We start from the raw sequence: 26,249 nt of genomic DNA, 5'->3' as shown, positions 1-26,249 counted from the left end.
AACTAACCTCCATCTGAATGATGATTTAAATATCGCGCTCTGTGCGTGCTACTTATGTCATCGAACTTTGACCCTCCGCTCAAAATTGAACTTAGGCTTCCATCTACCCATCCTGAGTTATTGCATGGACTCGATGTATGGTTGCGCTTGGGTTTAATATCTGATGCCCAAGTTAGGCAGATATGTCGAGAGTTTCTGGTTTGTCATGTAGTGTTACAACCTCAGGCGATACCTGAACCACAAGTAGAGACATTGCCTGCAACGTCTCTACAGAGAAATAATGCAACGCCAATACCCAAGGAACCCAATATCCTTGCTAGGATGTTGCAGTCGCTGGGGGAAGAATTGAGCGTCCGCTGGCTGCTGTTTTTAGGCATATTCTTAGTGGTGGTATCCTCTGGGGTTCTTGCCGCCAGCCAGTGGGAAAAGTTCCCGCCTTCTGGACAATATGGAGTTTTGCTTGCTTACACCTTAAGTTTCTGGGGAGTAAGTTTTTGGGCTGGCAGACAGTCTAATTTAAGCTTGACAACTCGGGCACTACTTATTGTCACACTGTTGTTAGTGCCAGTCAACTTTTGGGCAATGGATAGCTTTAAATTGTGGCAAAATCCTTTGAATTGGATTGTGGTTGCGATCGCCTCTATTGCTCTTACAGGTATTACTGCTTTACTGTGCAACAATCAGCTGTTTTCTACCAATAAGCCAGCAAGGAAATTGCCTTTAGTCAATATTCTAGGACTGTCGTATTTACACTGGGGTTGGCAATTACCAGGATTTCCCTTGGTTGCTGTGTATTTGGCAACGGTAGGAACAACCATCGCTACTATTTATCACACTCGTTACCAGCACAGGCAATTGGTTGCCACAGCACAACAGAGGCAAACTGGATTGGGTATCAGTCTGCCTTCGGTTGTCATTATTTATGCTTTACTGGCGCTGCTGGTACGAGCAATTTTTGTTGTCGGCGTAGATATCCAAGAATTGGGGTTAGCTATTGGCATTTGCGGGGCTCTAGTGGCTTGGTTGGCGCAGGGGGAAAAGGGGAGTTGGGGAGTTGGGGAGGTTGGGGAAGTTGGGGGAGGAGAAAATACTCCCCCCACTCCCCCCACTCCCCACACTCTTCCTTGGGAACTCCTTGGCGGTCTCTTATTGTTCCTTGGTTGGTTGGTGTCAGTTGGCGCACCCTCTCCTTGGCAAGCAACAGCTGTTAGTGGCTTGAGTTTGTGGTTTTTCAGCCGTCGCTTGCAGTTGCGTGGTACACCAATGGATGTGGGGGCAATTTTCGCTATAGGACTGGAGACGATTTGGTTGGTTTGGAGATTACTGCCTTCTCAATTACAGCAATGGGCGATCGCCACTGGTACTCAACTGACTTATTCTCAGAATAGACCTTGGGTATTATTGGGTGTGGCGTTATTTCCCTATGTCGTTTTCATGGTGGCGTTAAGCGATAGGCTTTACCATGCTGATAAGGTACAATTGGCTAGTTTTGGGGAAAAGTTAACGCTGGTGTTTGCAAGTTCGCTGACTGTGGTGAGTTTGGTAAATCCCACCTTGCGCTCCTTGAATTTACTCTTATCCACAATCACTTTATGGAGTGTCAGCCAGCGGCGGTTTCCTGTGAGAATGAGTCTAGTGTACATGACTCAGATTACTGGAGTGCTGACGCTTTGCTCAATCATTGACCGCTTACTTCCTAATCTAGGTGAAGAAGTCTGGGCAAGCATTTTGTTAGCAGTCGCTGTTGCAGAGTGGTTATTTAGTTGTTTAGGCAACAGAGTCTGGCAACGCAGTGCTTGGCACCTGGGTTTGGGACTTGCGGCATCTAGCTACGCTCTATTATGGATGAATGCTCAATTAGCCTGGTCTGGCTTTGATAATGGTAGTGAGAATTGGGGTCTAATTTGGCTAATTACCCCTGTTACTCTCACAGGGATTGCTATTCTGGGGTTTAAAAACTCAGCTCGTGCGGTAGTACGTCCCTCTCTCAACGGTTGGTTGAGTGTCGCCGCCTTGGGAATTTCTCAGTCACTGACTTTACCACTATCTGGAGGTAGATTAATCGGTTTGGCTGTCGCTAGCGCTTTGATGTTCGTCAATACTTACTACATAAGACACAAAATATCTGCGCTAATTACTGTGGGTTTTGGACTAGGTTTCATCGCTGCCTTGTTATGGGAAGGTGTGCCTGGTTTGCCGCGATTGTCTTTAGATGACTGGTTTTTAGTAGGAGCAGTATGCACTATTGGCTTATGGTTAATTCATAAATTGTTAAGGAGGAGAGAGAGCGAATTAGTAGCTATTTATGCAGAAGCAACCGATAAGTGGGCGATCGCATTATGCAGTGTTGAGTTGTTGCTGCTGAGTCTTCATTCGCTGCTTGTTTACCAAAGGCTTGCTCAACCTGGATTTTTGTACTTAATTTCCTCTGCAATAATTTTAGGAGGAATTGTTTATCGCAGTTGGCAGCAACCTACCAATTGGGGTTTTTATGGTATCGGATGGTGTTTGGAATTGATAATTGCCGAAGTCGTGGGTTTTGGCGAGGCTTCCATTATCAAAATTACAATTGCAAACATCGCCTTAGGTTTGATAACTCAGCTTTTAGGGGAGTGGTGGCAAAGACAACACCGAGTTGAACAACTTCCCAACCGCTGGCACATTCTGCCCCTAGTGTATGGTGTATTTGGTGTCGCGTTGCGCGGGCACACCTTTGCCAATTGGACAGGCTTATCAACCCTTGCTGTAGCTTTAATTGCTCTTGGAGTCGGGCGACGCCGCCAAGAATTAAAACCGTTGGTGTATTTGGGACTCGTCGGGGTATCAATCTCGGCATATGAACTTTTACTCTACCAGCTCTTACAAATCTCAGGAGGAGCATTCGGTGATGGCTTAATTGCCATGTCTGTTCTTGGCACTGGCATTATGTATGCATATCGCATTCTCTCGCCTTGGCTTATAGACTACTTACGCCTAACCACTGAAGAACTGAAAGTCGTTGCTCATGTTCACTGGGCTGTGAGTAGCTGCTTGTTACTTTCTGCCACCTTCACTCCCATTGCAATCAACCGCCTTGTGGGCTTGGGAACAGGGGTGTTTTTGATTCGCTATGCCATCTTTCAAGGACGCCACCATCCGCAGTTCAGGATGGCAGAAATCTGGGTTTACCTCGGCTTGTTAGAGATAGCTGCGCTCAGAGTTTACTGGATTTATACAGCAGTGGGACAATGGTTTGCTGGACCATTACTTCCTTGGAGAGCGCCTATTGCCTCTGTTGTTGCCTACTTTCTCTACATCCTACCTTGGGAGCGTTGGGGTTGGTCTAAAAGACCTTGGCAAAACGCCGCATATATCTTGCCATTAATATATCTGTGGGAAAGTCGAGGGGAAATTTACCCTGTTGGCTTGCTGATTACAGCTGGCTTCTATGCGTTTGTTGCCAAAATTTCGGAGAAATTCCGTTTTACCTATGTCAGTGTAGCGCTGATTGATTGGGCGCTGTGGAGTTGGTTTTCAGGCTTACATCTGACTGGTGATTTGTGGTATGTTACACCCATTGGCTTATCGCTGCTGTATGTTGCCCAATTCGACCCTCGCCTAAAACTACCGCAAATGAAAACAAGTCGCCATTGGTTGCGGATACTAGGCTGCGGTTTGATTTGTGGATGGGCAATTATCTTTGATCAAGATGCAGCATTTGTACCAGGAATTTTTAGTCTTGTCGCTATTTTTGCAGGATTAGCTTTGCGCGTGCGAGCTTTTCTCTATGTTGGTACAGCCACCTTTTTCATCACAAGTTTCTATCAGCTAGTCATTTTCAGCTTGCGTTACCCATTTTTCAAATGGGTTGTTGGCTTGCTCGTCGGTATTCTATTGATATCGATTGCTGCTAACTTTGAAACCCGTCGTGAACAGCTAAATTCCTTACTTCGCAATACAACTGAGCAATTGCAGGAATGGGAGTAAATATGCAATTTAAATTAGGCTGCTACTAGTGAAAAAGTTAGGACAAAGCTGTATATAAATAAACCCTATTGCGGAAGTTTGCAAATGGCTATCGGCTAATCGCTCATCGCCTTGTTATCAGTGGTAGCAATTCGCTATTATTAGCAGTGATGTCTACCTCATTATTATGTTGCCTATTTTACACAAAAATACTAGCTTTTATTGGATAATTTAAATGAATTCAAAAAAGAACAACAACAAAAATTTTCAAAATTTAGATGAACCTTTACGTCAGTCTATCAATGAGGCTTTACATAAATTTCTAGATGAAAACTTAAAGAAGCATATAGAAAATTCTCTTGAGGAAACTATGAATAAATATATAGAGGAGCAAAAAAAATTACAACGTGCCTATTACACAAACACTAACGCCATTTTAGACAACAGCAGTGCTATTAAAGAATTATACGATAAACTTGAACAAACGTTGGGAGAACTGGACGATTTTAGAAACTCTGTGGAAAAAATGCTCATGGAGCAACGGCAGAAAAATGGCGAACTGCAACGAAAAATTCACCATTGGGAACAGGCTACAACAGAGTTTTTTCGTTTACTAGAGAGAGCAGTTGATTACGAAACAGATGAAAATAGACGGTTAATAAATAGAATATTAGATGGATTCGCTCACACTGTCATGGATTTAGGAATGGAGCGGATAATTCCACAAGCAGATGAATCACTTAATGAAAGTTTTCATGAAGCAGTTGATGAAGAAGAATCAGATATCATACCAGGAAATATCGTTAGATGCGTTAGTTGGGGTTACAGAATTGGTGACAAACTGCTTGAGAAAGCGAAGGTCGTTGTGGCAAAATCCCCAGCACAGGCAACTAAAGTTGATGCAAACTTAACTTTACCAGCAAACGAGTAAAAACTGATACTCATAAGGAGTATAACCGTGCTCAGAATTGATATCATAATGGGCATTGCCCACCATAGTGATGTTTATTAATCATCTTACACTGGGGAAGGAGTCACACTAATAACGAAAAAAATAGTAAGGGAGTTAAGTAAGGGAATGCTTAAAAACTATGCTATCGGAATTGATTTAGGTACATCCACATCGGAAATTTGTGTATACCGAAATAATGAATCATTTCCAATTCCTGACCCAGCTACAAAACTAGCTATTATTCCATCAATTGTTGCTATTAATAAAAAGGGTGAGCTTTTAGTAGGAGAAAATGCCCGGAGTTGGGTTGATGTGTCAGAGCGCGGAGTTCGCGAAGTCAAGCGGAAAATGGGAACAGGAGAAACTGTAAGGTTGCAAGATAAAGAGTATCGACCTGAAGAAATTTCCGCTTTAATTCTTCATAAACTTAAGGAAAATGCTGAAGAAGCACTAGGAATCACGATTCGAGAAGTTGTCCTTTCTGTGCCGGCAAACTTTCCAGATGCTGCTCGACAAGCAACACTTAATGCAGGTGAATTGGCAGGATTAAAAATTGTTCGCCTGATTAATGAACCAACAGCAGCAGCTTTAGCATTTGGCATTAAAAATATTGATCTTGAAGAACAGCTTGTTGTCTTTGATTTTGGCGGTGGCACATTAGATATTACCGTGCTAGAGATGGTTGCAGGTGTTCTTGATGTCAAGTGTAGTTTTGGTAATCCTAAATTGGGAGGTAAAGATTTCGATGAGGCAATGATGGCATTGCTGAAAAGGAAATTTCAGGCAGAAAATCCTGGGGCAGAAATTTCTCAAAAGGCTCATGGTGCACTCAAAGAAGCAGCAGAAAAAGCTAAAAAAGTGCTTTCTACACAGCGATCGCATGATGTACGAATTCCGTATTTTGCAGCGAGAAATGGTGAATTTCTTGACTTAGAATTGGAAGTGACGCAGCAAGAATTTGAGCAGGCGATCGCACATCTATTGGAAAAGGCGCGGGACTGCATCCGTCAAGCACTAAATGCTAAAAAGCTGCGCCCCAGTGCTATCAACCGTGTGTTACTAGTAGGCGGTACGACTTACATTCCTGCTGTTCGCCAATTAGTGGTAGAGATGTTTGGCAAAGAAGGGAAAGCACCCGATGTTGGTGCTGACTTGGCTGTGGGGGTAGGCGCATCTATTCATGCTGCTCTTGCTCAAGGTTTCATTCCTGAGGCTTCAGGTCTGATTCTCACCGATGTTGCTCCATTTGGATTGGGTATTGAAGTAGTTAGTTACGTTGGCGGACAGTATATGCTGACCTATGAAGCTTTGATCCAGCCTAATACAACAATTCCTTATTCTACTCAGAAAACTTACACCCTTTTAAGACCAGATCAAAAGCGACTTGAAATTCGTTTATATCAAGACAATACAGGAAGGGCAAAGCTACCTCATCAAGCGCTTGACACAGGAATAGCCGCAGACATTACAGATATTCCTCCGGCTTCTAATGGCAATCCTTATCCTGTGGAAGTGGAATTTTCTTATGATATCAATGGCATAGCTAAACTCAAAGCAACCATTCCTAAAATTAACAAAAGTGTAGAACTATCCTATGGTTATTCAGTCAAGCGCATGGGTAGTAAAGACATAGCTGATGCTGCTTCTCGCCTCAAAGAATTATGGAAGCAAAATGCCAAGGCAAAGCAATACGAAGGGCTAATTAATAAGGCAGAACGTTATATGGCTGGAATCCCACCTCAAGAAAGGTCGCCACTGTCTGATATTGTTATGGAACTTAAAAAAGGTTTGATGAATGACAGCATTGAAGAAATTCAAAAAGCAGGCGATCACCTTGTGGACTTCTTGTTTGACTTAGAAAACAACATGGAAGACTAACAAATGGCATATGAACTGTATCAGGTACTGGAAGTCCCATTCCAGGCATCTACTGATGAAATTAAACAAGCTTACTTTCGGTTAGTTCGCAAATTTTCTCCGGAAAAAGATCCAGAACGATTTCAGCAAATTCGGGTAGCTTATAACACGCTTTCTGACTTAAAAGCGCGAGAAAATTATGACGCTATGCAGAAATACGGCGACCAAATTAAAGACCTGATTGAGCAAGCTGAAAAGAAAATGCAAGTAGAAGAATGGTCAAGCGCTATTCCCATACTGAAGCAAGTTCTTATATTAGCACCAAAAATTGATGTAGCTCGCAATCTACTTGGTCTTTGTTATATTCATACTGAAAATTGGGATTTCGCTGTAAAAATATACATCGCATTAACTAAAACTAACCCAGATGTAGCAGTCTATTGGAGTCACTTGGGTTGTGCTTACAAACTGCAAGCTGAGTGTTTGAATGATGGAAATTTTCGCAGAGTTGAACTGTATGACAATGCCCGTGAATGCTTTCAGCAAGCAGTTGAACTAGAATCATTTAATTCTGCACCTTATCTAGATATAGCGGAAACTTATCTTGATGAGAGGAATTATTCTGAAGCAATGGCTTGGGCAGAACGCGCTATTGGTGCTGACGGTAAAGCTGACTATAATGACTTTGAAGCACTTTTTTTTATCTGTCGTGTTCACTTTTGTAGTGGTGAATCACAAAAAATAGAAGTTATAGCCAAGAGAATAATATCATTACTACCTGAAAACACAGAGATACGACAATATGCCGCTAGTCGATTTGGCAATATAGGAATTGAAGTTGCAAAAATTGCCGCAAAATCGGCTAATTTTGATATGTGGAGAGCAGCTTTTCAATTCCTGAAAGCTGCTAAGAATATAAATCCCCATAACTCAGGCATCAAAGAAATTTGTGCAAAAGTTGAGCAAATAGTTGCAGCTATTGACCAGTATGAAAGTCTAAGTCAGGACTACGTGATTATCCAAGGATTTCAAAGACTAGCAGCATTCTGTTTAGCTGATTATTTTGATTTTTATGATACGCCGCAAGAGCGAAAAAGTTTTCTCAATGACATACTTACAGAAATTTTAGCTTCTCCCACCTGCACAATTTTTTCATCACTTAAGAGAATTAAATGTTATTATCCTGCTGTCTATGGACTGAATATAGAACTGTTTCATCGCATTGAGCAAGTGGCTTGTGTCCCTTGAAGCGATCGCACGATTAAGAGTAGTTGGATGTTAGCAGTATTAATGTGAACCTATTAGCAAATAATATGAATCAAAAATCGCCCTATTTACACGTTGGAGTGTTGACATTTGCACATTGTTACAGATAAAGACGCTCTGTTGTGCTTAACTCGCTCGCGCTTGAAGCGGGGCTAGTCCTGGCAACTTTGCCACCCTAGTTTTTCTGGTGACAAAGGTCTATTGTTGATGAATTTAAACAATTTCTAGAATTTCCTCAAAGGTTAGGAACATAACTTGTAGATTTATGCTATCCTCATCTGTAGGATTTATATTCGGTTGTGCAGTTTGTGTTTTATGTATTTACAAGCCTCTCTCCGAATCTAACTCTCTACGCCATCTGATTCTGGAGATGTTTTATGTCTATTTATGTCGGCAACCTATCATATCAGGTCGAGCAAGATGACCTTAGAAGAGTCTTTGCAGAATATGGAACTGTTAAGAGTGTTCAATTGCCTATAGACCGGGAAACGGGTCGTGTACGAGGATTTGCCTTTGTAGAAATGGGAACAGAAGCAGAAGAAGCTGCGGCGATTGAAGCCCTTGATACTGCTGAGTGGATGGGCCGCAACCTGAAGGTTAATAAGGCTAAGCCTAAATCAGACGGAGGTTCATCTGGTGGTAGATGGGGCGGTAACAACAGCGGAGGATACTCTCGACGCTACTAATAAGCTTTGAGATAAAGAATTTAACTTTAATATCTCAAGGGCAGACTCCTTGTCTGCTCTTTTTTGTATTCCGGCTTACTGAATTGCCTACCACTATCTAGCCACTAGTTCAACCAATTTAGGAGGGGATAGGATGGCTCTAATTATTCTTAACGAAAATGAAGAAACTGAGTCAGCCCTCCGGAGATTTAAGCGAGAAGTTTCTAAGGCAGGAATTTTTCCAGATATAAAGACTTAACGAATGTTTTCTTAACAGGTATAGTAGCCGTGACCCCAGAAACTAAACATATGGTTAACGAACTAAGGCGTGAGTTTTACTCTCTTTTCGCCGCTACTATGAATGTCCCAGTGAACATAACTGGTGCATCCTATAGTAGTAATTCCCCTATCGCGTTTTGGGTCGATGGTAGGCAACGACTGAACTATGTGAATGTCTACGCTTACACAGCACCTGACGAACTTATCCCATTACGCCCGTTCATTCTGCGATTAGCTATTAACAAGAGTGCTGGTAGAGTCACGATAGTAAAAAAGGGGCAAGAATGTCGAGGGCTTAATCGGGTATGGGACTTCGAGTTAACCTTATTGCCAGGGGAAATCTTAGACTTTCTCCCCTGGATAGTGAGCTTAGTCAAGGTTTATGACAAAGGTTCACTCTCATTACTACAGTCGCCACCCCATCCATTTGAATTTATTGTGCCAACAGTTGGGTTATTTAATGAAGCATGGACTGAGAAAGCTTGGCTCCTTGCAAACTCAACAACGTTCATTTAGGTCACTGCATCGCTTGCTTGGCTATGATGTGTGTTGCTTTAAAAATAAAACTTACCTGAAATCTTAAATGCTGCCCAGTAATAAGGGTGATTGTAAAGCTTTGTTTCTGCTGGCATTTTCCTAGTTCTATATAATTCCGTGGCTAAAATTGCCCTAATTCTTACTCCCCCTTGAGGTAATTTGCTTAGTAATTCTTCATACCATTTTTTAAGTTCACCAGCAGTCAAATCCTTGAGCCATTCCGTTGCTTGCGCTAGGGCATTTGCTGCGGAGTTATCTTGCTGGAGTCGTCGATAAAACTCTATCATCACCAAAGCAATAGCAGCTGATTCTACAGTCCATAAAGTACTCAATACATGAGCGACTCCCCGATTGAGAAAAGCACTAGCTAAACCAACATATTCGGTAGTGATATGTTGGTTACTAATCATGGCTGTTTCACAAGTTGAGAGAGTCATAAGTTTGTAACTTGCAATTGGCTTTTTGCAGATTTCTTCTATAGTTAATTTATCTTCACCAGCTAACAGGAATTCTGATTTTTGCGGTTGACTAAAATTGTCAGTTACATATCCCGTAAAGTGAAATATATTGTAATCATTGGATAAGGCATTTTCTACCTGCATTTTAGAAGCTTGTGAGCAAAGTATGCGTTGGTGATGACTGAACATCTGGCTAATAGCTTCAGATTCGAGTTTGGCAGATTGTGGTGTGGGATAATTTGTACTTTCGGGATGTTCCACAATCAATAATGGTAGATTTTGCACATGAGCGAGAGGTTGGGATTTCAAAGACAATCCAACTTGGGCATTAGGCAGATAGGTAAATGTGAAACTATGCTGCTCCAATAACTCTTGTTCCCAAGGAGAGGAGATATTGAAAAGGGCGTGGAGAGGAAATCTGTGTAAGTCGCGGTGAGGAATTAAAATCAAATGGGTGATGTTGTCGAGTTCATTGACAATTGCGGAAATATTGAGGATATTTTTCAGATTCAATAGCCTCTGTTGCATGTCCACTTGCCAGGAATGGACACTTTTGTTTGATGTGTCATTGATTTGGAGTCGCCGATATTCGCTGTATTGTTGATTCCAATCTTCTAGCCAATCTTCAAATTCAACCAATCGTTGCACCGCTTCGGGTACAGGTATTTCATCAGATATCGCTACATTAAGTACAGGTGTAAAAATGGGGATGGGTTCTGGGGACTTGTATTTAATGATGAAGGTGCGTAGGGTGCAAGGGCTGATATGCCAGTAGATAATTGCAGTTGTGGGATTGAGAAGTTGGTGAATTGATGGATAGTTGGGTGAAGTAATTTTATCTCTCCAACCAAAAAGAAGCCTGGTTAAACAAGCATTTTTGCCGTATTCAGCAATTTCTAAAGCTTGTGCTATCTCACCAGATTGCACGGCTATATCAACTGCCAACTGCTCAAAACCCGCATACTTGAGCGCCAACTGTTTCTTACTTTCGTGAGAGTGGGTAATTTCACTGAGTAAGTGTTGTAATAAATCTGTGGCATCTTGATGGAATTCTTGTGCTTGGGAAGTTTGCCCCAAACCTACAAGCGCTTTAATCAGGTTTTGCAAAACCTCCAGATGCAATTGGGGAAAAGCTTCTGGGGTGAGGGTTCGGAGCGCTTGATGATACTCAGCTATGGCTTGCTGCCAATAATAGCAGGGTGTAGAATGTCTTTTTCCTTTTTCGTAATGTACATTACCAAGCGCCAGATGCAACCTGCCCCAACCTTCTGGTTGTGCATCTTGACTAACATATTTCAGCCCTTGCTCGTAACTTGCCAATTTCCCTTCATAGCCGCGTTCGTACAAGGCTGCATTTGTTGAGGCTATGGGACTGGAAAAAGTGAGATGCGAGTCCCTATAAACTGCATTGCCTGCCGCATTCCCTCGACCAATCCAAGCTTCCCAAGAGTCAGGTTTGATTTGCAAAGCGTTGTCATATGAGGCGATCGCTTCTTCAAATCTCTCCAAGTGAAATAGCACCACTGCTCTATTGTACCACGCTGAGTCAAACTGAGGATTAATTTTTATGGCTTTGTCGTAGGAAGCAATTGCCTGTTCACGGCGTCCTAAATTTTCCAAAGCAACAGCGCAGTTGAACCAGGCTAAGTAGTAGTCTGGTTTGATTAAGAGCGCTTTCTCCCAGGATGAGATGGCATCATACCAGCGTCCCAAATTAGCTTGTACTACACCCGTGTCAATCCACACTTCATGGGAGTTTGGGCTGATTTGAGCCGCTTGTTCGTAAGATGAGATCGCCTCTTCATGTCGCCCTATTTTATCGAGCGCACTTGCCAAAGCGTACCAAGCTTGGTAGTAGTCGCTTTGAATTTTAGTTGCTTGCTCGTAGCTGGCAATGGCGTCTTCAAATCGTCCTAAATGAGAAAGTTCTAGACCTCGGTTATACCAAGCTTGGTAGTAGTCGCTTTGGATTTCTAAGGCTTTGTCAAATGATGCGATTGCATCATTTATTTGCCCACAGAGCGCTAAGGCGACACCTCGGTAATACCAATTGTCTTGGTCTTGTGGTTCCAGCAGGAGTGCTTTATCATAACTGGCAACTGCTTCTAATGGACGTCCTAACTTCTGGAGCGCCACACCCCGGCTTGACCAAGCTTCGGGGTCATCAAACTTTATTTCTATAGCTTTATCAAAGCAGAAGATGGCTTCTTCAAAGTGCCCCATTTCACCGAGTGCCCCACCTCGGTTGTACCAACATTTATAGAAGTCTGGTTTGAGCGCAATGGCTTTGTCATAAGATGCAATTGCCTCGGAAAAATGTCCTAAGTAAAAGAGTGTTAAGCCCCTATTAAACCAATATTCATGAGAGTTGGGGTGAATTTCTAGAGCTTTGTCGTAAGATGCAATTGCTCCAGATAAATCACCACTTTTGGCTTGGTTCAAACCTTGATAAAACCATGCTTGTGCCCGTTCTAGAGTCGTCTGCGGTTGATTTGTCAGTGAATTCGTGTTGACTGGTACTTCGCTTTGAACTCCCAGCCCAGAAGCCAGATCTTGGACTAAACTCGTACTCTGCTCCAACCTCACTAACAATTCATCTAGTGTGACAGTCACGAGTGGCTGTAAATCTGTAGATTCATGCTCTGTGTGAACCTCAGATGCTGCTGCTTCGAGGCTTTGTTTTACCCAAGATTCTTCCTCTTGTTCCTCAAACGGAGTTAGTAGAGGATCTGGTGCTGTGGTTTGGGCATCTGGTCCATCATATTCCCATATCAATTCGTCTAAATGACTGGTATACTCTTGGTGCGGAGAGTTTGAAGCGGATGCAGGTTTTGTCGTTTCAGTTTGTTGCCTGCGGTTATCATTTGAATGCTGTTTGCCTTTGTTAAGAGTTAACTTTTCTTCTAATAAGGTCGGGAGCGTTGCGGGGGTTAAAGTTTCTGTATCTTGTTTGTCTTCAGTTTCCCAATACGGTTTGCCCAAGTTTTTCGTCAACAAGCGTATTCCAATATCGTAAGATAGCTCTCCAATTGTCCCAATACCCAGTTCGCCTAGTTGCACCATCCGTTCTGCTAATTGATCATTTGGTGCAGGTGAGGTGAGCAATCTTTCACCAAAGTCCAACAGCCAATCTATCCAACGCTCCTGAGAAATACGATTTTCCATTCTTTGTAGATACTTGAGCGCCCACTGTTGCCCTCTTGCCTGATGTACACCTTCCAGCAGCTGGGTAAACAAAAATTCCAAATCTGCATTTGTCAATTCGGGTGGTGATACTACCTTCTGTTCCCCCATAGGATACATAGAACGAGTCTGCTTTTTCCTAAAGAGGAATCTGAAAAACTTGTTAAGCCACTTGACTAGCCACTTGAGCATTTCGGGAACTCTTGGAATTGTTCATCATAAGATTTTAGCGATCACAGTGTTAAAAAAGTTATGAGTTACGTAAAGACTCATGAGAATTACATAGGCGAGTCCTGGTTGTTTTGGAAACAAATTGCATATGAGTAGGTCAATGATGAAAGTTGTCTATGATTGACAGCAGATTTCGTTCTAACAAGCAACGAGAGAGCATTCTTCTTACGAAGACCCCTGTAGTTTCCAGCACCATTATATATGTGAGTTTCGTCAGAGGTCAGGTATTTACTTATGCTTCTGCTTGATTTGTGCTTGATTGATGATCTGTATGGAATTGATTAAGCAATGCTTGGATGATTATTTGTGGATCGTCTGTCTCAATTCCCAGTTGCTGGGAAATCTGGTTGCGTAAGTTCTCATCTTGCTGCAAAAGCTCAAACAACTGCTCTAAGGTAACGGTTTGGTATTCTCCTTCTGGGAGGTTTTCTACTTCCACGACTTCCACTTGCTCGTCGAAAGTTTGTGCGGTTGCAGGGGTTTGTTTGACAGTATCTGGTCCCTCATACTCCCATATTGGTTCGCCGCTTGTGCGCGTTAACAACTGCATCCCAATATCATAGGCGACGTTTCCAACTTCTCCAATGTCCAATTCACCTAGTTGTACCATTCGGGAGGCCAATTCATTATTGAGTGTAGGTGATGCTAGCAATCTTTCGCCAAACCGCTGCAACCACTCTACCCAACGTTCTGTTGAGACGCGATGTTCAATATTATCCAGCCACTTTTGCGCCCATGCTTGCCCTCGTGCCTGATACACGCCTTCTAATAGTTCTGTAAACAAAACTTCCAGATCTGTATCGCTCAGGGGTGGAGGCGGTTGTTTTTGAACATGTGCCCTGGTTGCTTGAGTCTGATTTGAGCCAAACAAGCGTTGAAAAAACCTTCGGAGCCATTGAATTATCCGCTTGAGCATCTCCCGCACCCGTAAGTGTTGGTGTTCACCATAAGATTGTAGCCATGTCTAACGAAAAGCTGCTACGCGTCTACTTACTGCACTCCCAAGCGCCACTAAGAATTAAAGAAAATCTACAGACGCGCAATTTTCCCTCACCTGTAGAACATACAATTTTTCTACATTAGCGAAATATCTATAAATCATACTCTATTGTCAATGGTATATTTGTACTAAGAAAAGTGAATTTCTAGATGTTTGAAGTTACCTTATACGTTTAGAATTGTCTAATCCCAAATTGCTCTGGGTGCTAGTTATTAACCCTCAAAGGCATTGACATTTGCCCTCTATGTCTTACGAACCCCTGCACCACAAGTATCGCCCAAAGAGTTTTGCTGAACTCGTGGGGCAAGAGGCGATCGCTACCACCCTCACCAATGCTATCCGGGCTGCCAAAATCGCCCCTGCCTACTTGTTCACAGGTCCTAGGGGTACGGGCAAAACCTCCAGCGCTCGCATTTTGGCAAAATCGCTTAATTGTCTTAAAAATGACAAACCCACACCTCAACCCTGCGGCGTGTGTGATGTTTGTCAGGGAATCACTAAGGGCTATTCTTTAGATGTTATTGAAATTGACGCGGCAAGTAACACTGGTGTCGATAATATCCGTGAGCTTATAGAAAGGGCGCAATTTGCTCCCGTACAGTGTCGGTATAAGGTTTACGTGGTTGATGAGTGCCATATGCTCAGTACAGCAGCGTTTAATGCGCTACTAAAGACCCTCGAAGAACCACCGAAACACGTTGTCTTTGTACTAGCGACAACCGACCCGCAACGAGTCTTGCCAACTATCATTTCTCGATGTCAACGCTTCGACTTCCGCAGAATAGATTTAGAGGCGATGGTAAAGCATTTGAGTCATATCGCCTACAAAGAAAATATTAATATTACCCTCGAAGCCATAACCATGGTAGCCCAACTCGCTCAGGGAGGATTGCGGGATGCAGAAAGTCTGCTTGACCAGTTAAGTTTATTGTCAGCAGAAGTCACACCAGACAGAGTTTGGGATTTAGTTGGTTCGGTCAGCGAACGCGATTTGCTCTTACTGTTGAATGCGATCGCCTCTAACAACCCTGAAAATGTTCTAGACTATACCCGTAAAATCCTAGATCGCGGTCGGGAACCTCTGATTATTCTCCAGAATCTCGCTGGCTTCTACCGGGATTTACTCATTGCTAAAACTGCACCCAGCCGCAACGATTTGGTTGCTTGCACTCCCCAAACTTGGGAAGCGCTGATTGATTTTGCCCAAGAGTTTGACATGAGTACAATTTTGGCGGGACAGCAACACTTACGAACCGCCGAAGTGCAACTGAAAAACACCACACAACCGCGTCTGTGGTTAGAAGTCACATTGCTAGGATTGTTACCCTCAGCCAGTATTTCTGTTCAGCAAAATGGCAAAGGCGCAATTCCACCAAAGATTTCACCATCTGTAAGAACTGAACAAAGGACAGCGACAAGCCGCGAAACACCACCATCAGAAAATAATCTAAAACCTGTCAAAGAAGTCACAAGCCAACAAACACCTACAGTATCCCCCACTCCCCCTACCTCCACTCCCCCAGAACCACCTCCTAAAGTAGAAGCAGCATCCTCAGTATCCCAAACAGAGGAAATGACTGAGGTCACACAATATGAATTAACCCAGGTTTGGCAGCAAGTGCTTGCCAATCTCCAGCCAATCTCAAGACGAGAGCTACTGCGCCAAATGTGTCATCTTATAGAATTTGATGGCGTTGTCGCTCGTGTTGCTATTAAACAAGCATGGTATAAACAAGTACAATCAGACCAGTCTAAAATAGTAGCAGCGTTTAAAGAAACTTTCAAATGTGATATTAAGATAAACCTGGAATTAGCAACCTCATCAACTTCTATCCCACCTCAAACTTCTCCGCACAAGAAGCCCACGACTCCTTCTACTACTCCTTCTAGTTACGAACCGCCTCCTGCGCCTTCTCCTGAAATTCCCACACCCAAAACACCGACCACAAAAACTTCAAATACAACGAATGGTGCTGTGGTCTCAACTTCAGACACGGCAAATCGCAGTACTACACCATCCACACCTCAACCTCCAGCTAGTAACGCTCATTGGGCAGTTGATGAAGTTGAAGCCGCAGCGCAACGTTTGGCACAATTCTTTGATGGAGAAATCATCCGATTTACAGACGATGCAGAAAGACTTGACTCTACAACCACATCGGAGTGGGTAGAAGATTCAGAAGCTGATGATGAATTTTAAACAAGAATGAAGATAGAAGAGAGAAAAATCTTCATCTTCATTCTTCATTCTTTACCTTGATGTACTGTTTTCACCCATTTCAACCGCTTTGGTCGTATTGACATCCGAGCGGTGGTGCTACTCATGACCACCATCCAGTGGAGCATATATAAATTGCCACGCAAGGTCTGGAGCAGCAGCAGAAGATAGGTAGACAGTTGGAATTCCTGTTTTTGACGTATCCGACGCAGACCACTAAACATCCCCGCCATTGACATTGTCACCGTTAAGCCAGAAACTGGACTTAAAATTGGTGGACGATGTCGTGCGATCGCCATCACTAAATCTGGCACCGCCGCTGTGGGTAGGATGTACATGATCAGGGTAAACAGGAATAAATCCCAGGTTTTGCGCGTACCCATGCGGTTTTTGAGAATCAGATCCCAGTAATCTAAATACCTCTGATATCCGCCTTCTGCCCAACGGTTACGCTGATGCCAGAGGGCAATGGCATTTGTCACGCCTTCTTCTTCGACCGCTGGGTTAAATACGCACTCAATATCCCAGTTATCTAAATGCAGGCGAAACGTCAGATCCAAATCATCGGTAATGGTTTCTTCATTCCAGCCATCGCAACGCAAAAGCGCTTGTCGCCGGACAAATTGACCATTACCCCGCAACTCGCCAATACCACCAATGACAGTCCGTCGATGCTGCATAAATGTATCAAATGCCATTTCTGCCGCTTGACCTTTTGTCCAGAAATTTTCTTTGGCGTTGGCGATCGCCTTTCGCACCTGCACCGCGCCCACGTTTTCCCGTTGAAACAACGGTATGACACGTAGTAGCAAGTCTGGTGGCACCTGGGCATCAGCATCAAACACCGCTAAAATTTCCCCTTTTGTCAGCGGTAGCACCTGATTCAACGCTCCGGATTTTCCTCCGCCAGCGTCTGGCTTTCGCCGCAGTACCTTCAGATTCTCGTATTCCTGCGCCAGTTCTGCCAGCAACTGGGGCGTCCTGTCGGTGCTGTTATCATCAATCACCCAAACTTCGTACTGTTCATCTGGGTATTCCAAACTACAAAGGCTCTTGACTAATCTGCCAATGACCGCCTCTTCATTTTTAGCTGCCACCAACACGGATACAGATGGCAAATCTCCCTGTACTTGTTCCGGGTAACGTTTTGGTCGGGCAAACACCAACACTAAGGCGTGAAATCCTAGGATGGTCGTCAGTCCCAGTACAAACAATGTACCCCACGAAACTAAATGCAGGGCGATCGTACCACTCCAGACCATTGTCAAAACGAGAGCGGCTTTGCGTCTACGACCTTGAAACCGGGATGGAAGAGTCATTGAGTGGGGTGTCTCCTCCTCTAACTCCTCTTCTGACGTGGATAGGTCACAAAAGAGGGAGTTGAGCGGATCAAGCTCGTTGTAAGAATCGTTTTCGGGCCAGGAATTCGCTGGCATAGGTTACGTAATTCAACCACCAGTATTTGTCTACACCCATAAAGAAGCTGGGTAACAAGTAACACCAAACAGTACAACCTTCACATACTTTGAGCTTACCTTGAGATTGGCGGTATTGTTCTACCTCCTCAGACTCGCGATATAGCTCGTAAAGTCGCCCATTAATGGGAATTCCCGTTTGGGCGAAGTGGTAGCAAGGTAGCAGCAGTTCGTCATTAGGAGAAATAGCAATGACAGCATCCACCGCTTTACAACGGGGATTTTTAGTATCATTGCCCCCAGCCTCAATAAAAGCCAGTGCAGCCCTATTGTACCCGACATTGTTATATTTCTTCCCAGTTGCTTCGATTGCCGCTACCATTTCCGGGGTGGGATTCTTATTCGAGTTGTAGTGTTCGTGTGCTGTAAAGGCGGGATTCAACCAAACCCGAACACCAAGTTTTTTACCTAATTCTCCAACTTCTTCAAGGCGATGATAATTCTGAGCGGTAACGGTGTGGTTGAGTACGGGGTATTCTCCTAAAGACTTTGCAATTTCAACCGACTCCACCAAAGTGTCAAAAATTTTGACTCCTCGAGACTGATCATGAGTTTCTGCATCCCCACCATCCAGGGAGAAATTCAAATAGTCTACTAATCCCTGAATTTCCCTAGCTTTCTTCGGATACAAAATTGTGTTCGTTGTGATACTGGTTTGAAAACCCTGACGTTTCGCCTCTGTATAAATCTGATTGACATCAGGACGTAGAAGTGGTTCACCACCTGTGAAGTCCACATACTTGACTCCCAAGCGGCGTAAATCCTTCAAATTATTTTTGATTGTTTCAAAATCAGCTTCCTTTCCCGGTTCTAATGTCCAGATGTTACAAAAATGACATCTGGCATTACAGCGGTAGGTCAAGTAATAGTTTGCAACCAGTGGAGCCATAGCCTAAAACCACTCAAATGTTCCTTAGGACATCTTTAAACGGAGTTAACAAAGAGTCAACCAGTTAAGAGTTAAGAGTCACAAATGAGTCTTTGCATCTGCCTTTGACCAATGTGTAAACAGACATTTTTTTGGGAATACTATTGACAACACCCCTAAAGGTGTCCGGTTGTCAACTTACTTGAGGAAGATTTAAAGTATGTCTTTCGAGCAACTCCAACCCGCCACTCAACAACAAGCAAGCGTCTACTTGCCTTACATTCAAGGTAGTAAGCGCAATTTCTTACCCTATGCGATTAGTCTCTATCAAAAGGGCGTTTTGGAGGGACACCGCAAGATAGAAAGCAGTGATAATATTCCCTTTGTTGCAACTTGGAATGTTGCAACTCTACCCTCAGACTTAACTCGTTGCCGAATGCAGTTTGATGGCAACGCGGAATTGAGCTATGAACTGATGATGGCAAGCTTCGAGTTTATTATTTATTTAATTGAACTTATAGAAAATTATAAGCGTTCCCGCGTCACCGATTTTTCCCAAACGTTTTACCGCAAGATGCTGCGTATCGAGGATTAAATTAGACACTGTGGCAACATAACTCCATAATTGTCGTTTTGCCTGTGCTACCAATAAAAAAAGGCTTTTTTTTGAACAGTCAACACTTGTTGTAAGTTGAGCAATTATTTCTATAGTCAACTTGGTTTACAACTTCAATGGCAAAGTTCGACCTAAAATTAATAAAACCTAGCCCAGTTGTAAAAAGCGGTCAGCAATTAGCTATCAGCTGACCCTGTAAGAAACCTCCTTACAGGGGTCTACAACTAAAATCAAGCTAGCTGCTCAAAGCTAACTGAATTTTGAAATTAGGAGTGCAGGTGTGCCAAAATTTGCTAAATATTTGTTAATTGGATCTACGGAAGCTTACTGCGGTAAATCTGCAACAGTCCTGGGTTTGTCTTATCAACTACAGCACAAAGGACTGGATATTGCCTATGGCAAACCGCTAGGTACATCTTTGAGTGAATCTAGTGGATGCGTGGTTGAGGAAGATGTCCAATTCATTGCTCATAGCCTCAACCTACCAAAAAACCATGTTGTACCCACTATGGTGACTTTAAATGAAGCCACTGTGCAAAAACGTTTGCAAGGGCTAGACAAGACCGATTATCAAAAGTCCCTAGCGCAGCAATATTCGCAAATGCTCTTTGGCGACCTGGTGTTGCTTGAGGGTCCTGGTAATTTGGATGAAGGCAGCTTATTTAATTTATCTTTACTGCAAGTCGCTGAGGTGGTGGATGCTGCTGTGCTTTTGGTAGCCCGTTACAAGTCACTCCTTTCAGTTGAAGCGCTATTATCTGCCAAGCAGCGTATGGGCGATCGCTTGGTTGGTATTGTTATCAACGATATTCCTCTAGAAAAACGACAAGCTGTTAACACCACTATCCGTCCGTTTCTAGAACAGCAAAGCATTCCGGTGCTAGGGATGTTGCCAAAAAGTGATTTATTACGTAGTGTTAGCGTTCGCGAATTGGCACACCAGTTAAACGCAGAAGTTCTCTGCTGCAACGATCGCCTGGATTTAATGGTGGAAAGTTTGGCAATTGGCGCGATGAATGTCAACGCAGCGGTGAAGTACTTTGGTATGCGCCGGAATATGGCAGTGGTGACAGGGGGCGATCGCGTAGAAATTCAGCAAGCTGCTTTGGAAACTTCTACCCAATGCTTAATTCTCACCGGACAATTGCCTCCCGCCCCTTTCATTCTCAGTCGTGCTGAAGAACTAGAAATCCCCATGTTATCAGTTGACTTGGATACCCTAACGACTGTGGAAATTATTGACCGCACTTTTGGTACAGTTCGTGTCCACGAACCTATTAAAGTTGAGTGTATTCGTCATCTCATGGCTAAACATTTTGATATTGACCGCTTGCTCGCTTTACTTGATTTAAGTCCGGCTGCGGCACTGTCTTAAAAAGCCTTAATACCAACTTTGATTCAGTTATGAAGATGGAGAGTAAGGGCACAGCGCCACAATCGTGTGCCCTTACAAAGTCATCTATCACACATTTCATTTGAGTAAAGCACAGCTTAACCATTTTGAATTTTGAATTGCTTAGGCTGTCGGTAACTTTTTTTACCGAGGACAAGGGGACAACGGAAAAAGAGCTTCTCCTGACCGTCCCGTCTCCCCATCTGGCTTACTCTCCGCCTCCCGTATTAGGAATCAGCCTACCTACAGGATAAGTTGCGACTTCTTGAGGAGGAGTGCTTTGAGCCACAGCATCTGGTATTTTATCGACTGGTTGGGTTTTAGCTGCTAAATAGTCTGTCCGCAGCTTGTCTAGCATCTGTTCTCGCTTATCATACAACCGCTTTAGAGCACGAGGCTGACACTGGTTTAAGACATAAGCTGTCACTAACGGCAGTGCAATTGTGCTATCGGTATAACAAACGATTGTACTAGGTAACTCATCTGGGTCAATCTTACCCCAACTAACGGCTTCCGAGGGTGTTGCTCCAGATAAACCCCCAGTATCTGGACGGGCATCGGTGAACTGGATAAAGTAATCGTGTCCTCTTTCTTCTAGTCCTAGGACTTCATGAATTTGCGGTTGTGTTTGGAGCAAAAAGTTTTTGGGACTGCCGCCACCAATAATGACAGCTGCACTCTTGCCTCCTATTTCTCGCGCACCGTACGCAATGGCTGCCGTCTCATTAACATCAATTGCAGGATCTAACATCAACTTGGAACCTTCCAATGACAATGCAGCGACATTCATCCCAATAGAACTATCGCCAGGTGATGATGTATAAATTGGAACCCCACACTCATAAGCTGTAGCTAGCAGGCAGGAATGCTTAACCCCCAGTTGCTTTTCTACCTCGCGGACATACTTGCCGAGTAGATAATGAAATTCCGCAGTTCCCATCCGTTTTTGGAATGGTTCTGCTTGCAAAATTTTACGGATGAAAGCATCTGTTTCCAACAGCACATCGTAGCCAAAGATGATGTCATAAATGCGGATAGTGCCTTGCTGGCGCAGCTTCACATCATCCAAAAACGGATTGCCAGCGAAGAGTTCAAAACCTAGTCCATAGTGCATATCGTGGTAAAGATTAGCGCCAGTGCTAATCATCCAGTCAATAAATCCGTTGCGGATCAGCGGTGCCAGCGCAGAAACCCCGAATCCTGCTGGTGTCATCGCACCAGAAAGACTGACTCCTACCGTTACGCCTTCGGTGAGGACATCTCGGCTGAGGAGATGACATATCTCTCGCAACCGTGCTGAATTGTAAGCGGTGAAGTAATGGTCAATCAAATCCACGACCCCGATATCAGTTGACATCGGTGCAGGTGCGATTTTTTTACCCAGCTGTTTTGACATTTTTGGTAGTCCCCAAAGGAATAACTCATAAGTTTACATCTTGTACCAGATGTCCACAGCCTAGTAAGTAGGCTTGAGATAGGATACAATCCTAGCTAGCTTTGAGTCATTTCTCGCATCACCTGCAAGTAGCAATCGTAGGCTTTTTGCCCAAAACAAACGAAAATGACTTGTTCTAAATAATTCTTGCTGTGTAAAAACTTATTAACTTCACTGACAGCAATTTTAGTGGCACGTTCCAAAGGAAAACGATATACGCCTGTGCTAATGGCTGGAAAAGCAATAGTTTTAACCCCGTTTTCGACTGCTAAGGCTAAACTGTTGCCATAACACTGTGCCAACAACTCATCTTCTCCAGAATTCCCACCTTCCCACACCGGACCAACGGCGTGAATGACGAACTTGGCTGGAAGGTTATAACCTTTGGTTATCTTTGCTTGCCCAGTATCGCATCCATCCAACTTGCGACACTCTTCCAAAAGTTCTGGACCTGCCACACGGTGTATCGCACCATCTACACCGCCTCCTCCCAAAAGGGTGTTATTAGCAGCATTCACAATAACATCCACCTGTAGCTGGGTAATATCGCCTTGGATAACAGAAATTTTGTTTTCCATGATTAAGCGCCGTTGCTCAATATTGAGGATTTTGGTTCATCCTAGTATTAATGACACTCTCTGTGAATGCCAGCGCCATGCAAACTGATGAAACTCGGGCAACCACTAGTGATGTAGCTGTTGGAGAGAATTCCTCCCTCACATCAGAACAGTACCGCAAAAAGATGGAGCGACGCAAAGAAGTACAACAGATGCGAGTCACTAACGCATCGACCGAAAAAGGGTTAATTATCGTTAATACTGGGAATGGCAAGGGGAAAACCACTGCGGCGCTAGGGATGGTGCTGCGTGCGCTTGGTCATGGGTATAAGGTCGCTATCGTTCAATTTATCAAAGGAGCTTGGGAACCTGCCGAAAAAAGAGTTTTCAGTATTTGGCAAGACGATTTATTAGAATTTCACGCTATGGGCGAAGGCTTCACTTGGGAAACCCAAGACCGCGATCGCGATATCGAAAAAGCTGTCGCCGCTTGGCAAAAAGGATTAGAATATATCCGCAATCCAGACTTCAAGCTGGTGCTGTTGGATGAAATTAATATTGCTCTTAAACTTGGTTACTTAGAAGTTGAGGAAGTTTTAGCCGGGTTGGCTCAAAAGCAACCTTACAATCATGTTATTTTGACAGGCAGAGGCGCTCCCACGGCATTGATTGAACGCGCTGACTTAGTGACCGAAATGTCCCTGATTAAACATCCTTTCCGCGACCAAGGCATTAAGGCGCAACCAGGAATTGAGTATTGATAGCAAAATGTAAATTATGAATTATTTTCAGAATCCATAATTTCATTAGTTAGTTTTACACATTTGTAACATCCGGCGGTCGTTAGCACCGATGGCATTTAGCTGATAAAAATCTTGCAGCGTTACAGAGTGGGCATAAGTGCTTGACTCATCATCCATGACCCGAGGCAATGTATTGTTTGTCGCTACCTGAGTCGGGCTTTTGTCACCGGGATAACCAGTTACCGTCATTGCTAACTCTCCTGAGGAGTGGAGAGTGCCATTAAAACAACTGAACTCAGATCTGGGCATATATAATGCACCCATTACTTTGTCCTGCCGTTTCTCAAAAATGATATAGCCTTGTCCGAGTTGATCGGATTTTGGCGACTGACCATAGAGGTAAACGCCATCTTGTTTAGGAAACTTAGCTCCTATAGGCGCAACTCTAGCGTTTTTGACAGATGTTTGAGGTTCTACATCCTTTACTCTGGTTGTAGATACTATTTCTAAATTATTTTGTTCTAAATTATTTTGTTGAGTGACATGAGTTGGAACAGTAACCGACGTTGTAAGTGCTCTGCGTAGACGAGCTTCCTTTGTGTTTGTGAATTCTGAAGTAGGGGAAGGATCTCTTTGCAGCCAATTGTAAACAGGTAACTGAGAATTTGCAGACGACACAGTGAATGAATCAACATATGCAGTCTGGTTACTCAGTACTGGTAGAGGACGATTGGCGACACCAAGTATGAGAAGTACACCAACAGCAGGGATTCCTAATAAACTTGAGGAAACAAACTTTTTAATATTGTTAGACACCCTATTTCTCCTGTCAAAAAATTATCTTGGGTTTTCCGCAACTGACTTACAACGTACCGAAGTATTTATGTACAAAGGCTCCGTCAATGGTTGGATTTATATTGTCTGGAAAAAACTTTGCCAACCAATAAATTTTTTTTATTTGGGGCGATGATCTTAACCTAACATTGTTCAGGTCATTCGTGCTTCGTCCCTTAGATTCATCCGATTGGATGATTATCTTGAAAAATTAAAAATTCAAAATGAAAATCTAATTTTGAGCATTTTTTCTTTTTCATTATTTAATTTCAAAAACAATTGACACCTTCTTGGTATAAGACCGCTTCTAATATAGGAACAAGCAAAACTACACAAGCAATTCTCTTTATTCCGGATTTCCTCCAGAAATTTTGGCATAAATTATGTGAATATAGGGAAATAAGGGAGCTAGTGCGTTGCGGTGATACCGTTTCTCTATTGAAAAGGAATTTAAACTCAAGCAAAAAAGCAGTCAGCATTCAGTGCAAGAAAGTTCTAAGCAATGAGTGCTGAGTGGACTAACTTGTTATCCCACTCATGACTGGGTCCTCAGTACTTATAACTGTTTTGGCTGATAGCTGACTGCTAGTCAAACCCCGGTCATAGTTCATGACTCCATGATGGCTAGGGCTTTAGGTTGTGGGTTTAGCAACCCGTTCAGTAAGGACACTGGACGCTGGCTGTAGGGCCAAGCAAAAGCATGACGGAATGCTGCGTCCTGGCAAGCTTGTAGCTGTTCAAAGTTAATAATGTCGTAAGTTAAGAGATTCTCATACTCAAACGGCAAACGCACATTGTGCAACCCAGCGTTATCAGTACAAATAGCGATGTCTACCCCTGCATCAAAACAACGGTCAAACACTAACTTGAGTTCACGTATATCCTGCAAAGTACCAGTTTTCTGGTAAGTTGTGGGACAAACTTCCAAACACTGATTACGCCTAGCCAAATCTTTAAGTAAATCTGGATACAGCAAGGGGATTTGGATGCCGTGACCAATCCGCATTAGATAAGGTAAAAGTTGGGGATAACACCCAGCAGTCGTTTCATAAAGGTGTCCTGTGGTGTTGATTCCAAGCGATCGCGCATAATCATACAGGCTGATCCATTCATTCATCCGTTCTGCATAGTAGCTGTCTCCCCCTGCCACGTCTACACCACAAACATACTGCCTGCTTTGCGCTGCCAAATCAATAATCGCTTTATTCACCTCAAAGGGTAGGCGCGAGTGCATACAGAGAATTTGGCTAGTGACAATCGGATATTCCGATATTTGGCTTGCTTTGCCCACAACTTCCACAATTTCCGCCATTTTGTCAATTCTTTCCGATTGACTTAGATGGTCTGGTGTTCGCAAATAAGGGGTATAGCGCAGTTCGAGATATGCCAAATTTTCAAAAATATAAGCACCCCTCAGCAAACGGTAGATGAAGTAAGGCAAAGTCTCCACAGTTTGCACGCTTTCCACCAAGGTGTGCAACTCCAGATACTCATTAAGGGTGTTGCGCGGGCGCGTGTAAAAATCTTCAAACTCTAAATAGTCAGTAAAGCGGGAAATCATCTCAGACGAGTGCCGCTCGAAGTAGCGCCACAAAATACGAGGGACAACGGAACCGCCGAGATGCCTATGTAATTCTGCGTATAAAGCCATAGTGGTTGTTTAAGTAAGCTAAAAATTTTAATTATTATTAACACTAACAAATAAAAAAACAAGCTATGGGAGAAGGAAGAAAATAT

At 43.4% G+C, this 26,249-nt stretch carries 18 protein-coding genes and 1 pseudogene; 11 read left to right on the top strand and 8 right to left on the bottom strand.

Going from position 1 to position 26,249, the window contains the following annotated elements; genetic code table 11:
* Window positions 1-54: 54 nt before the first annotated feature.
* The 7 genes and pseudogenes from MAS10914_RS0118980 to MAS10914_RS0118950 all read left to right on the top strand — a co-directional run bounded on the left by MAS10914_RS0118980 (window position 55) and on the right by MAS10914_RS0118950 (window position 9,480).
* Complete coding sequence (locus tag MAS10914_RS0118980) at window positions 55-3,966, top strand: hypothetical protein (protein WP_017317533.1); 3,912 nt, start codon at window positions 55-57, stop codon at window positions 3,964-3,966.
* Window positions 3,967-4,180: 214 nt separating this feature from the next.
* Window positions 4,181-4,876, top strand: coding sequence for a nucleotide exchange factor GrpE (locus MAS10914_RS0118975; protein WP_017317532.1), 696 nt, complete (start codon window positions 4,181-4,183; stop codon window positions 4,874-4,876).
* A gap of 147 nt (window positions 4,877-5,023) precedes the next feature.
* A complete protein-coding gene (locus tag MAS10914_RS0118970; protein WP_017317531.1) occupies window positions 5,024-6,775 on the top strand; it encodes an Hsp70 family protein in 1,752 nt (583 codons plus the stop codon).
* A 3-nt stretch (window positions 6,776-6,778) separates the two neighbouring features.
* A complete protein-coding gene (locus tag MAS10914_RS32970; protein ID WP_017317530.1) occupies window positions 6,779-8,002 on the top strand; it encodes a J domain-containing protein in 1,224 nt (407 codons plus the stop codon).
* A gap of 395 nt (window positions 8,003-8,397) precedes the next feature.
* Window positions 8,398-8,706, top strand: coding sequence for an RNA recognition motif domain-containing protein (locus MAS10914_RS0118960; protein ID WP_017317529.1), 309 nt, complete (start codon window positions 8,398-8,400; stop codon window positions 8,704-8,706).
* Window positions 8,707-8,839: 133 nt separating this feature from the next.
* Window positions 8,840-8,938, top strand: a pseudogene (gene rpsU, locus MAS10914_RS30510) (30S ribosomal protein S21); the annotation flags it as partial.
* 56 nt (window positions 8,939-8,994) lie between these two features.
* Window positions 8,995-9,480, top strand: a complete 486-nt coding sequence (locus MAS10914_RS0118950) for a hypothetical protein (RefSeq protein ID WP_017317527.1) — start codon at window positions 8,995-8,997, stop codon at window positions 9,478-9,480.
* A gap of 38 nt (window positions 9,481-9,518) precedes the next feature.
* On the opposite strand, the gene MAS10914_RS0118945 is transcribed toward MAS10914_RS0118950, so the two are convergent.
* Both MAS10914_RS0118945 and MAS10914_RS0118940 read right to left on the bottom strand, forming a co-directional pair.
* A complete protein-coding gene (locus tag MAS10914_RS0118945) occupies window positions 9,519-13,262 on the bottom strand; it encodes a tetratricopeptide repeat protein (protein WP_017317526.1) in 3,744 nt (1,247 codons plus the stop codon).
* Between the two features lie 343 nt (window positions 13,263-13,605).
* Window positions 13,606-14,289 carry a hypothetical protein gene (locus tag MAS10914_RS0118940; RefSeq protein WP_017317525.1) on the bottom strand — a complete coding sequence of 228 codons (684 nt, stop codon included), beginning with the start codon at window positions 14,287-14,289 and terminating at the stop codon, window positions 13,606-13,608.
* A gap of 328 nt (window positions 14,290-14,617) precedes the next feature.
* Here MAS10914_RS0118940 and MAS10914_RS0118935 point away from each other — a divergent pair, with 328 nt between their 5' ends.
* Complete coding sequence (locus tag MAS10914_RS0118935; RefSeq protein ID WP_017317524.1) at window positions 14,618-16,573, top strand: DNA polymerase III subunit gamma/tau; 1,956 nt, start codon at window positions 14,618-14,620, stop codon at window positions 16,571-16,573.
* A gap of 44 nt (window positions 16,574-16,617) precedes the next feature.
* Here MAS10914_RS0118935 and MAS10914_RS0118930 read toward each other — a convergent pair whose 3' ends face one another.
* Window positions 16,618-18,027, bottom strand: coding sequence for a glycosyltransferase (locus tag MAS10914_RS0118930; protein ID WP_026082665.1), 1,410 nt, complete (start codon window positions 18,025-18,027; stop codon window positions 16,618-16,620).
* On the bottom strand, window positions 17,981-18,955 hold the full coding sequence (locus MAS10914_RS0118925; RefSeq protein WP_017317522.1) for a radical SAM protein: 975 nt from the start codon (window positions 18,953-18,955) through the stop codon (window positions 17,981-17,983). Before MAS10914_RS0118925 ends, MAS10914_RS0118930 begins: the two co-directional genes overlap by 47 nt.
* Before the next feature lie 199 nt (window positions 18,956-19,154).
* Between MAS10914_RS0118925 and ebsA the strand changes: the two genes are divergently transcribed.
* Both ebsA and MAS10914_RS0118915 read left to right on the top strand, forming a co-directional pair.
* Window positions 19,155-19,529 (top strand): type IV pilus biogenesis protein EbsA, encoded by a 375-nt coding sequence (gene ebsA, locus MAS10914_RS0118920; protein WP_017317521.1) that lies wholly within the window; start codon window positions 19,155-19,157, stop codon window positions 19,527-19,529.
* A gap of 301 nt (window positions 19,530-19,830) precedes the next feature.
* On the top strand, window positions 19,831-20,925 hold the full coding sequence (locus MAS10914_RS0118915) for a phosphotransacetylase family protein (RefSeq protein ID WP_017317520.1): 1,095 nt from the start codon (window positions 19,831-19,833) through the stop codon (window positions 20,923-20,925).
* Window positions 20,926-21,151: 226 nt separating this feature from the next.
* Here MAS10914_RS0118915 and MAS10914_RS0118910 read toward each other — a convergent pair whose 3' ends face one another.
* The gene (locus MAS10914_RS0118910; protein ID WP_017317519.1) at window positions 21,152-22,339 is read right to left on the bottom strand and encodes a homospermidine biosynthesis protein; all 1,188 of its coding nucleotides are present in this window, start codon (window positions 22,337-22,339) and stop codon (window positions 21,152-21,154) included.
* 95 nt (window positions 22,340-22,434) lie between these two features.
* Window positions 22,435-22,956: an O-acetyl-ADP-ribose deacetylase gene (locus MAS10914_RS0118905; RefSeq protein WP_017317518.1), complete on the bottom strand. Its 522-nt coding sequence runs from the start codon at window positions 22,954-22,956 to the stop codon at window positions 22,435-22,437.
* Between the two features lie 77 nt (window positions 22,957-23,033).
* On the opposite strand from MAS10914_RS0118905, the gene cobO reads away from it, so the two are divergent.
* A complete protein-coding gene (gene cobO, locus MAS10914_RS0118900) occupies window positions 23,034-23,696 on the top strand; it encodes a cob(I)yrinic acid a,c-diamide adenosyltransferase (RefSeq protein ID WP_026082664.1) in 663 nt (220 codons plus the stop codon).
* Window positions 23,697-23,741: 45 nt separating this feature from the next.
* On the opposite strand, the gene MAS10914_RS0118895 is transcribed toward cobO, so the two are convergent.
* Window positions 23,742-24,494 (bottom strand): hypothetical protein, encoded by a 753-nt coding sequence (locus tag MAS10914_RS0118895; protein ID WP_017317516.1) that lies wholly within the window; start codon window positions 24,492-24,494, stop codon window positions 23,742-23,744.
* Between the two features lie 625 nt (window positions 24,495-25,119).
* Window positions 25,120-26,163, bottom strand: coding sequence for an adenosine deaminase (locus MAS10914_RS0118890; protein WP_017317515.1), 1,044 nt, complete (start codon window positions 26,161-26,163; stop codon window positions 25,120-25,122).
* Window positions 26,164-26,249: the final 86 nt, after the last annotated feature.

The sequence above is a fragment of the Mastigocladopsis repens PCC 10914 genome, from assembly GCF_000315565.1.
Taxonomy (GTDB): domain Bacteria; phylum Cyanobacteriota; class Cyanobacteriia; order Cyanobacteriales; family Nostocaceae; genus Mastigocladopsis; species Mastigocladopsis repens.
Note: the sequence above shows the minus strand (reverse complement) of the source record. Positions and strands in the feature narration are given on the sequence as shown.

Excerpts from the sequence above, each read along its gene's own strand:
- MAS10914_RS0118980 (WP_017317533.1), top strand. The coding sequence starts at position 55 with ATGTCATCGAACTTTGACCCTCCGCTCAAAATTGAACTTAGGCTTCCA.
- MAS10914_RS0118975 (WP_017317532.1), top strand. The coding sequence starts at position 4,181 with ATGAATTCAAAAAAGAACAACAACAAAAATTTTCAAAATTTAGATGAA.
- MAS10914_RS0118970 (WP_017317531.1), top strand. The coding sequence starts at position 5,024 with ATGCTTAAAAACTATGCTATCGGAATTGATTTAGGTACATCCACATCG.
- MAS10914_RS32970 (WP_017317530.1), top strand. The coding sequence starts at position 6,779 with ATGGCATATGAACTGTATCAGGTACTGGAAGTCCCATTCCAGGCATCT.
- MAS10914_RS0118960 (WP_017317529.1), top strand. The coding sequence starts at position 8,398 with ATGTCTATTTATGTCGGCAACCTATCATATCAGGTCGAGCAAGATGAC.
- MAS10914_RS0118950 (WP_017317527.1), top strand. The coding sequence starts at position 8,995 with ATGGTTAACGAACTAAGGCGTGAGTTTTACTCTCTTTTCGCCGCTACT.
- MAS10914_RS0118945 (WP_017317526.1), bottom strand. The coding sequence starts at position 13,262 with ATGTATCCTATGGGGGAACAGAAGGTAGTATCACCACCCGAATTGACA.
- MAS10914_RS0118940 (WP_017317525.1), bottom strand. The coding sequence starts at position 14,289 with ATGCTCAAGCGGATAATTCAATGGCTCCGAAGGTTTTTTCAACGCTTG.
- MAS10914_RS0118935 (WP_017317524.1), top strand. The coding sequence starts at position 14,618 with ATGTCTTACGAACCCCTGCACCACAAGTATCGCCCAAAGAGTTTTGCT.
- MAS10914_RS0118930 (WP_026082665.1), bottom strand. The coding sequence starts at position 18,027 with ATGCCAGCGAATTCCTGGCCCGAAAACGATTCTTACAACGAGCTTGAT.
- MAS10914_RS0118925 (WP_017317522.1), bottom strand. The coding sequence starts at position 18,955 with ATGGCTCCACTGGTTGCAAACTATTACTTGACCTACCGCTGTAATGCC.
- ebsA (WP_017317521.1), top strand. The coding sequence starts at position 19,155 with ATGTCTTTCGAGCAACTCCAACCCGCCACTCAACAACAAGCAAGCGTC.
- MAS10914_RS0118910 (WP_017317519.1), bottom strand. The coding sequence starts at position 22,339 with ATGTCAAAACAGCTGGGTAAAAAAATCGCACCTGCACCGATGTCAACT.
- MAS10914_RS0118905 (WP_017317518.1), bottom strand. The coding sequence starts at position 22,956 with ATGGAAAACAAAATTTCTGTTATCCAAGGCGATATTACCCAGCTACAG.
- cobO (WP_026082664.1), top strand. The coding sequence starts at position 23,034 with ATGCAAACTGATGAAACTCGGGCAACCACTAGTGATGTAGCTGTTGGA.
- MAS10914_RS0118890 (WP_017317515.1), bottom strand. The coding sequence starts at position 26,163 with ATGGCTTTATACGCAGAATTACATAGGCATCTCGGCGGTTCCGTTGTC.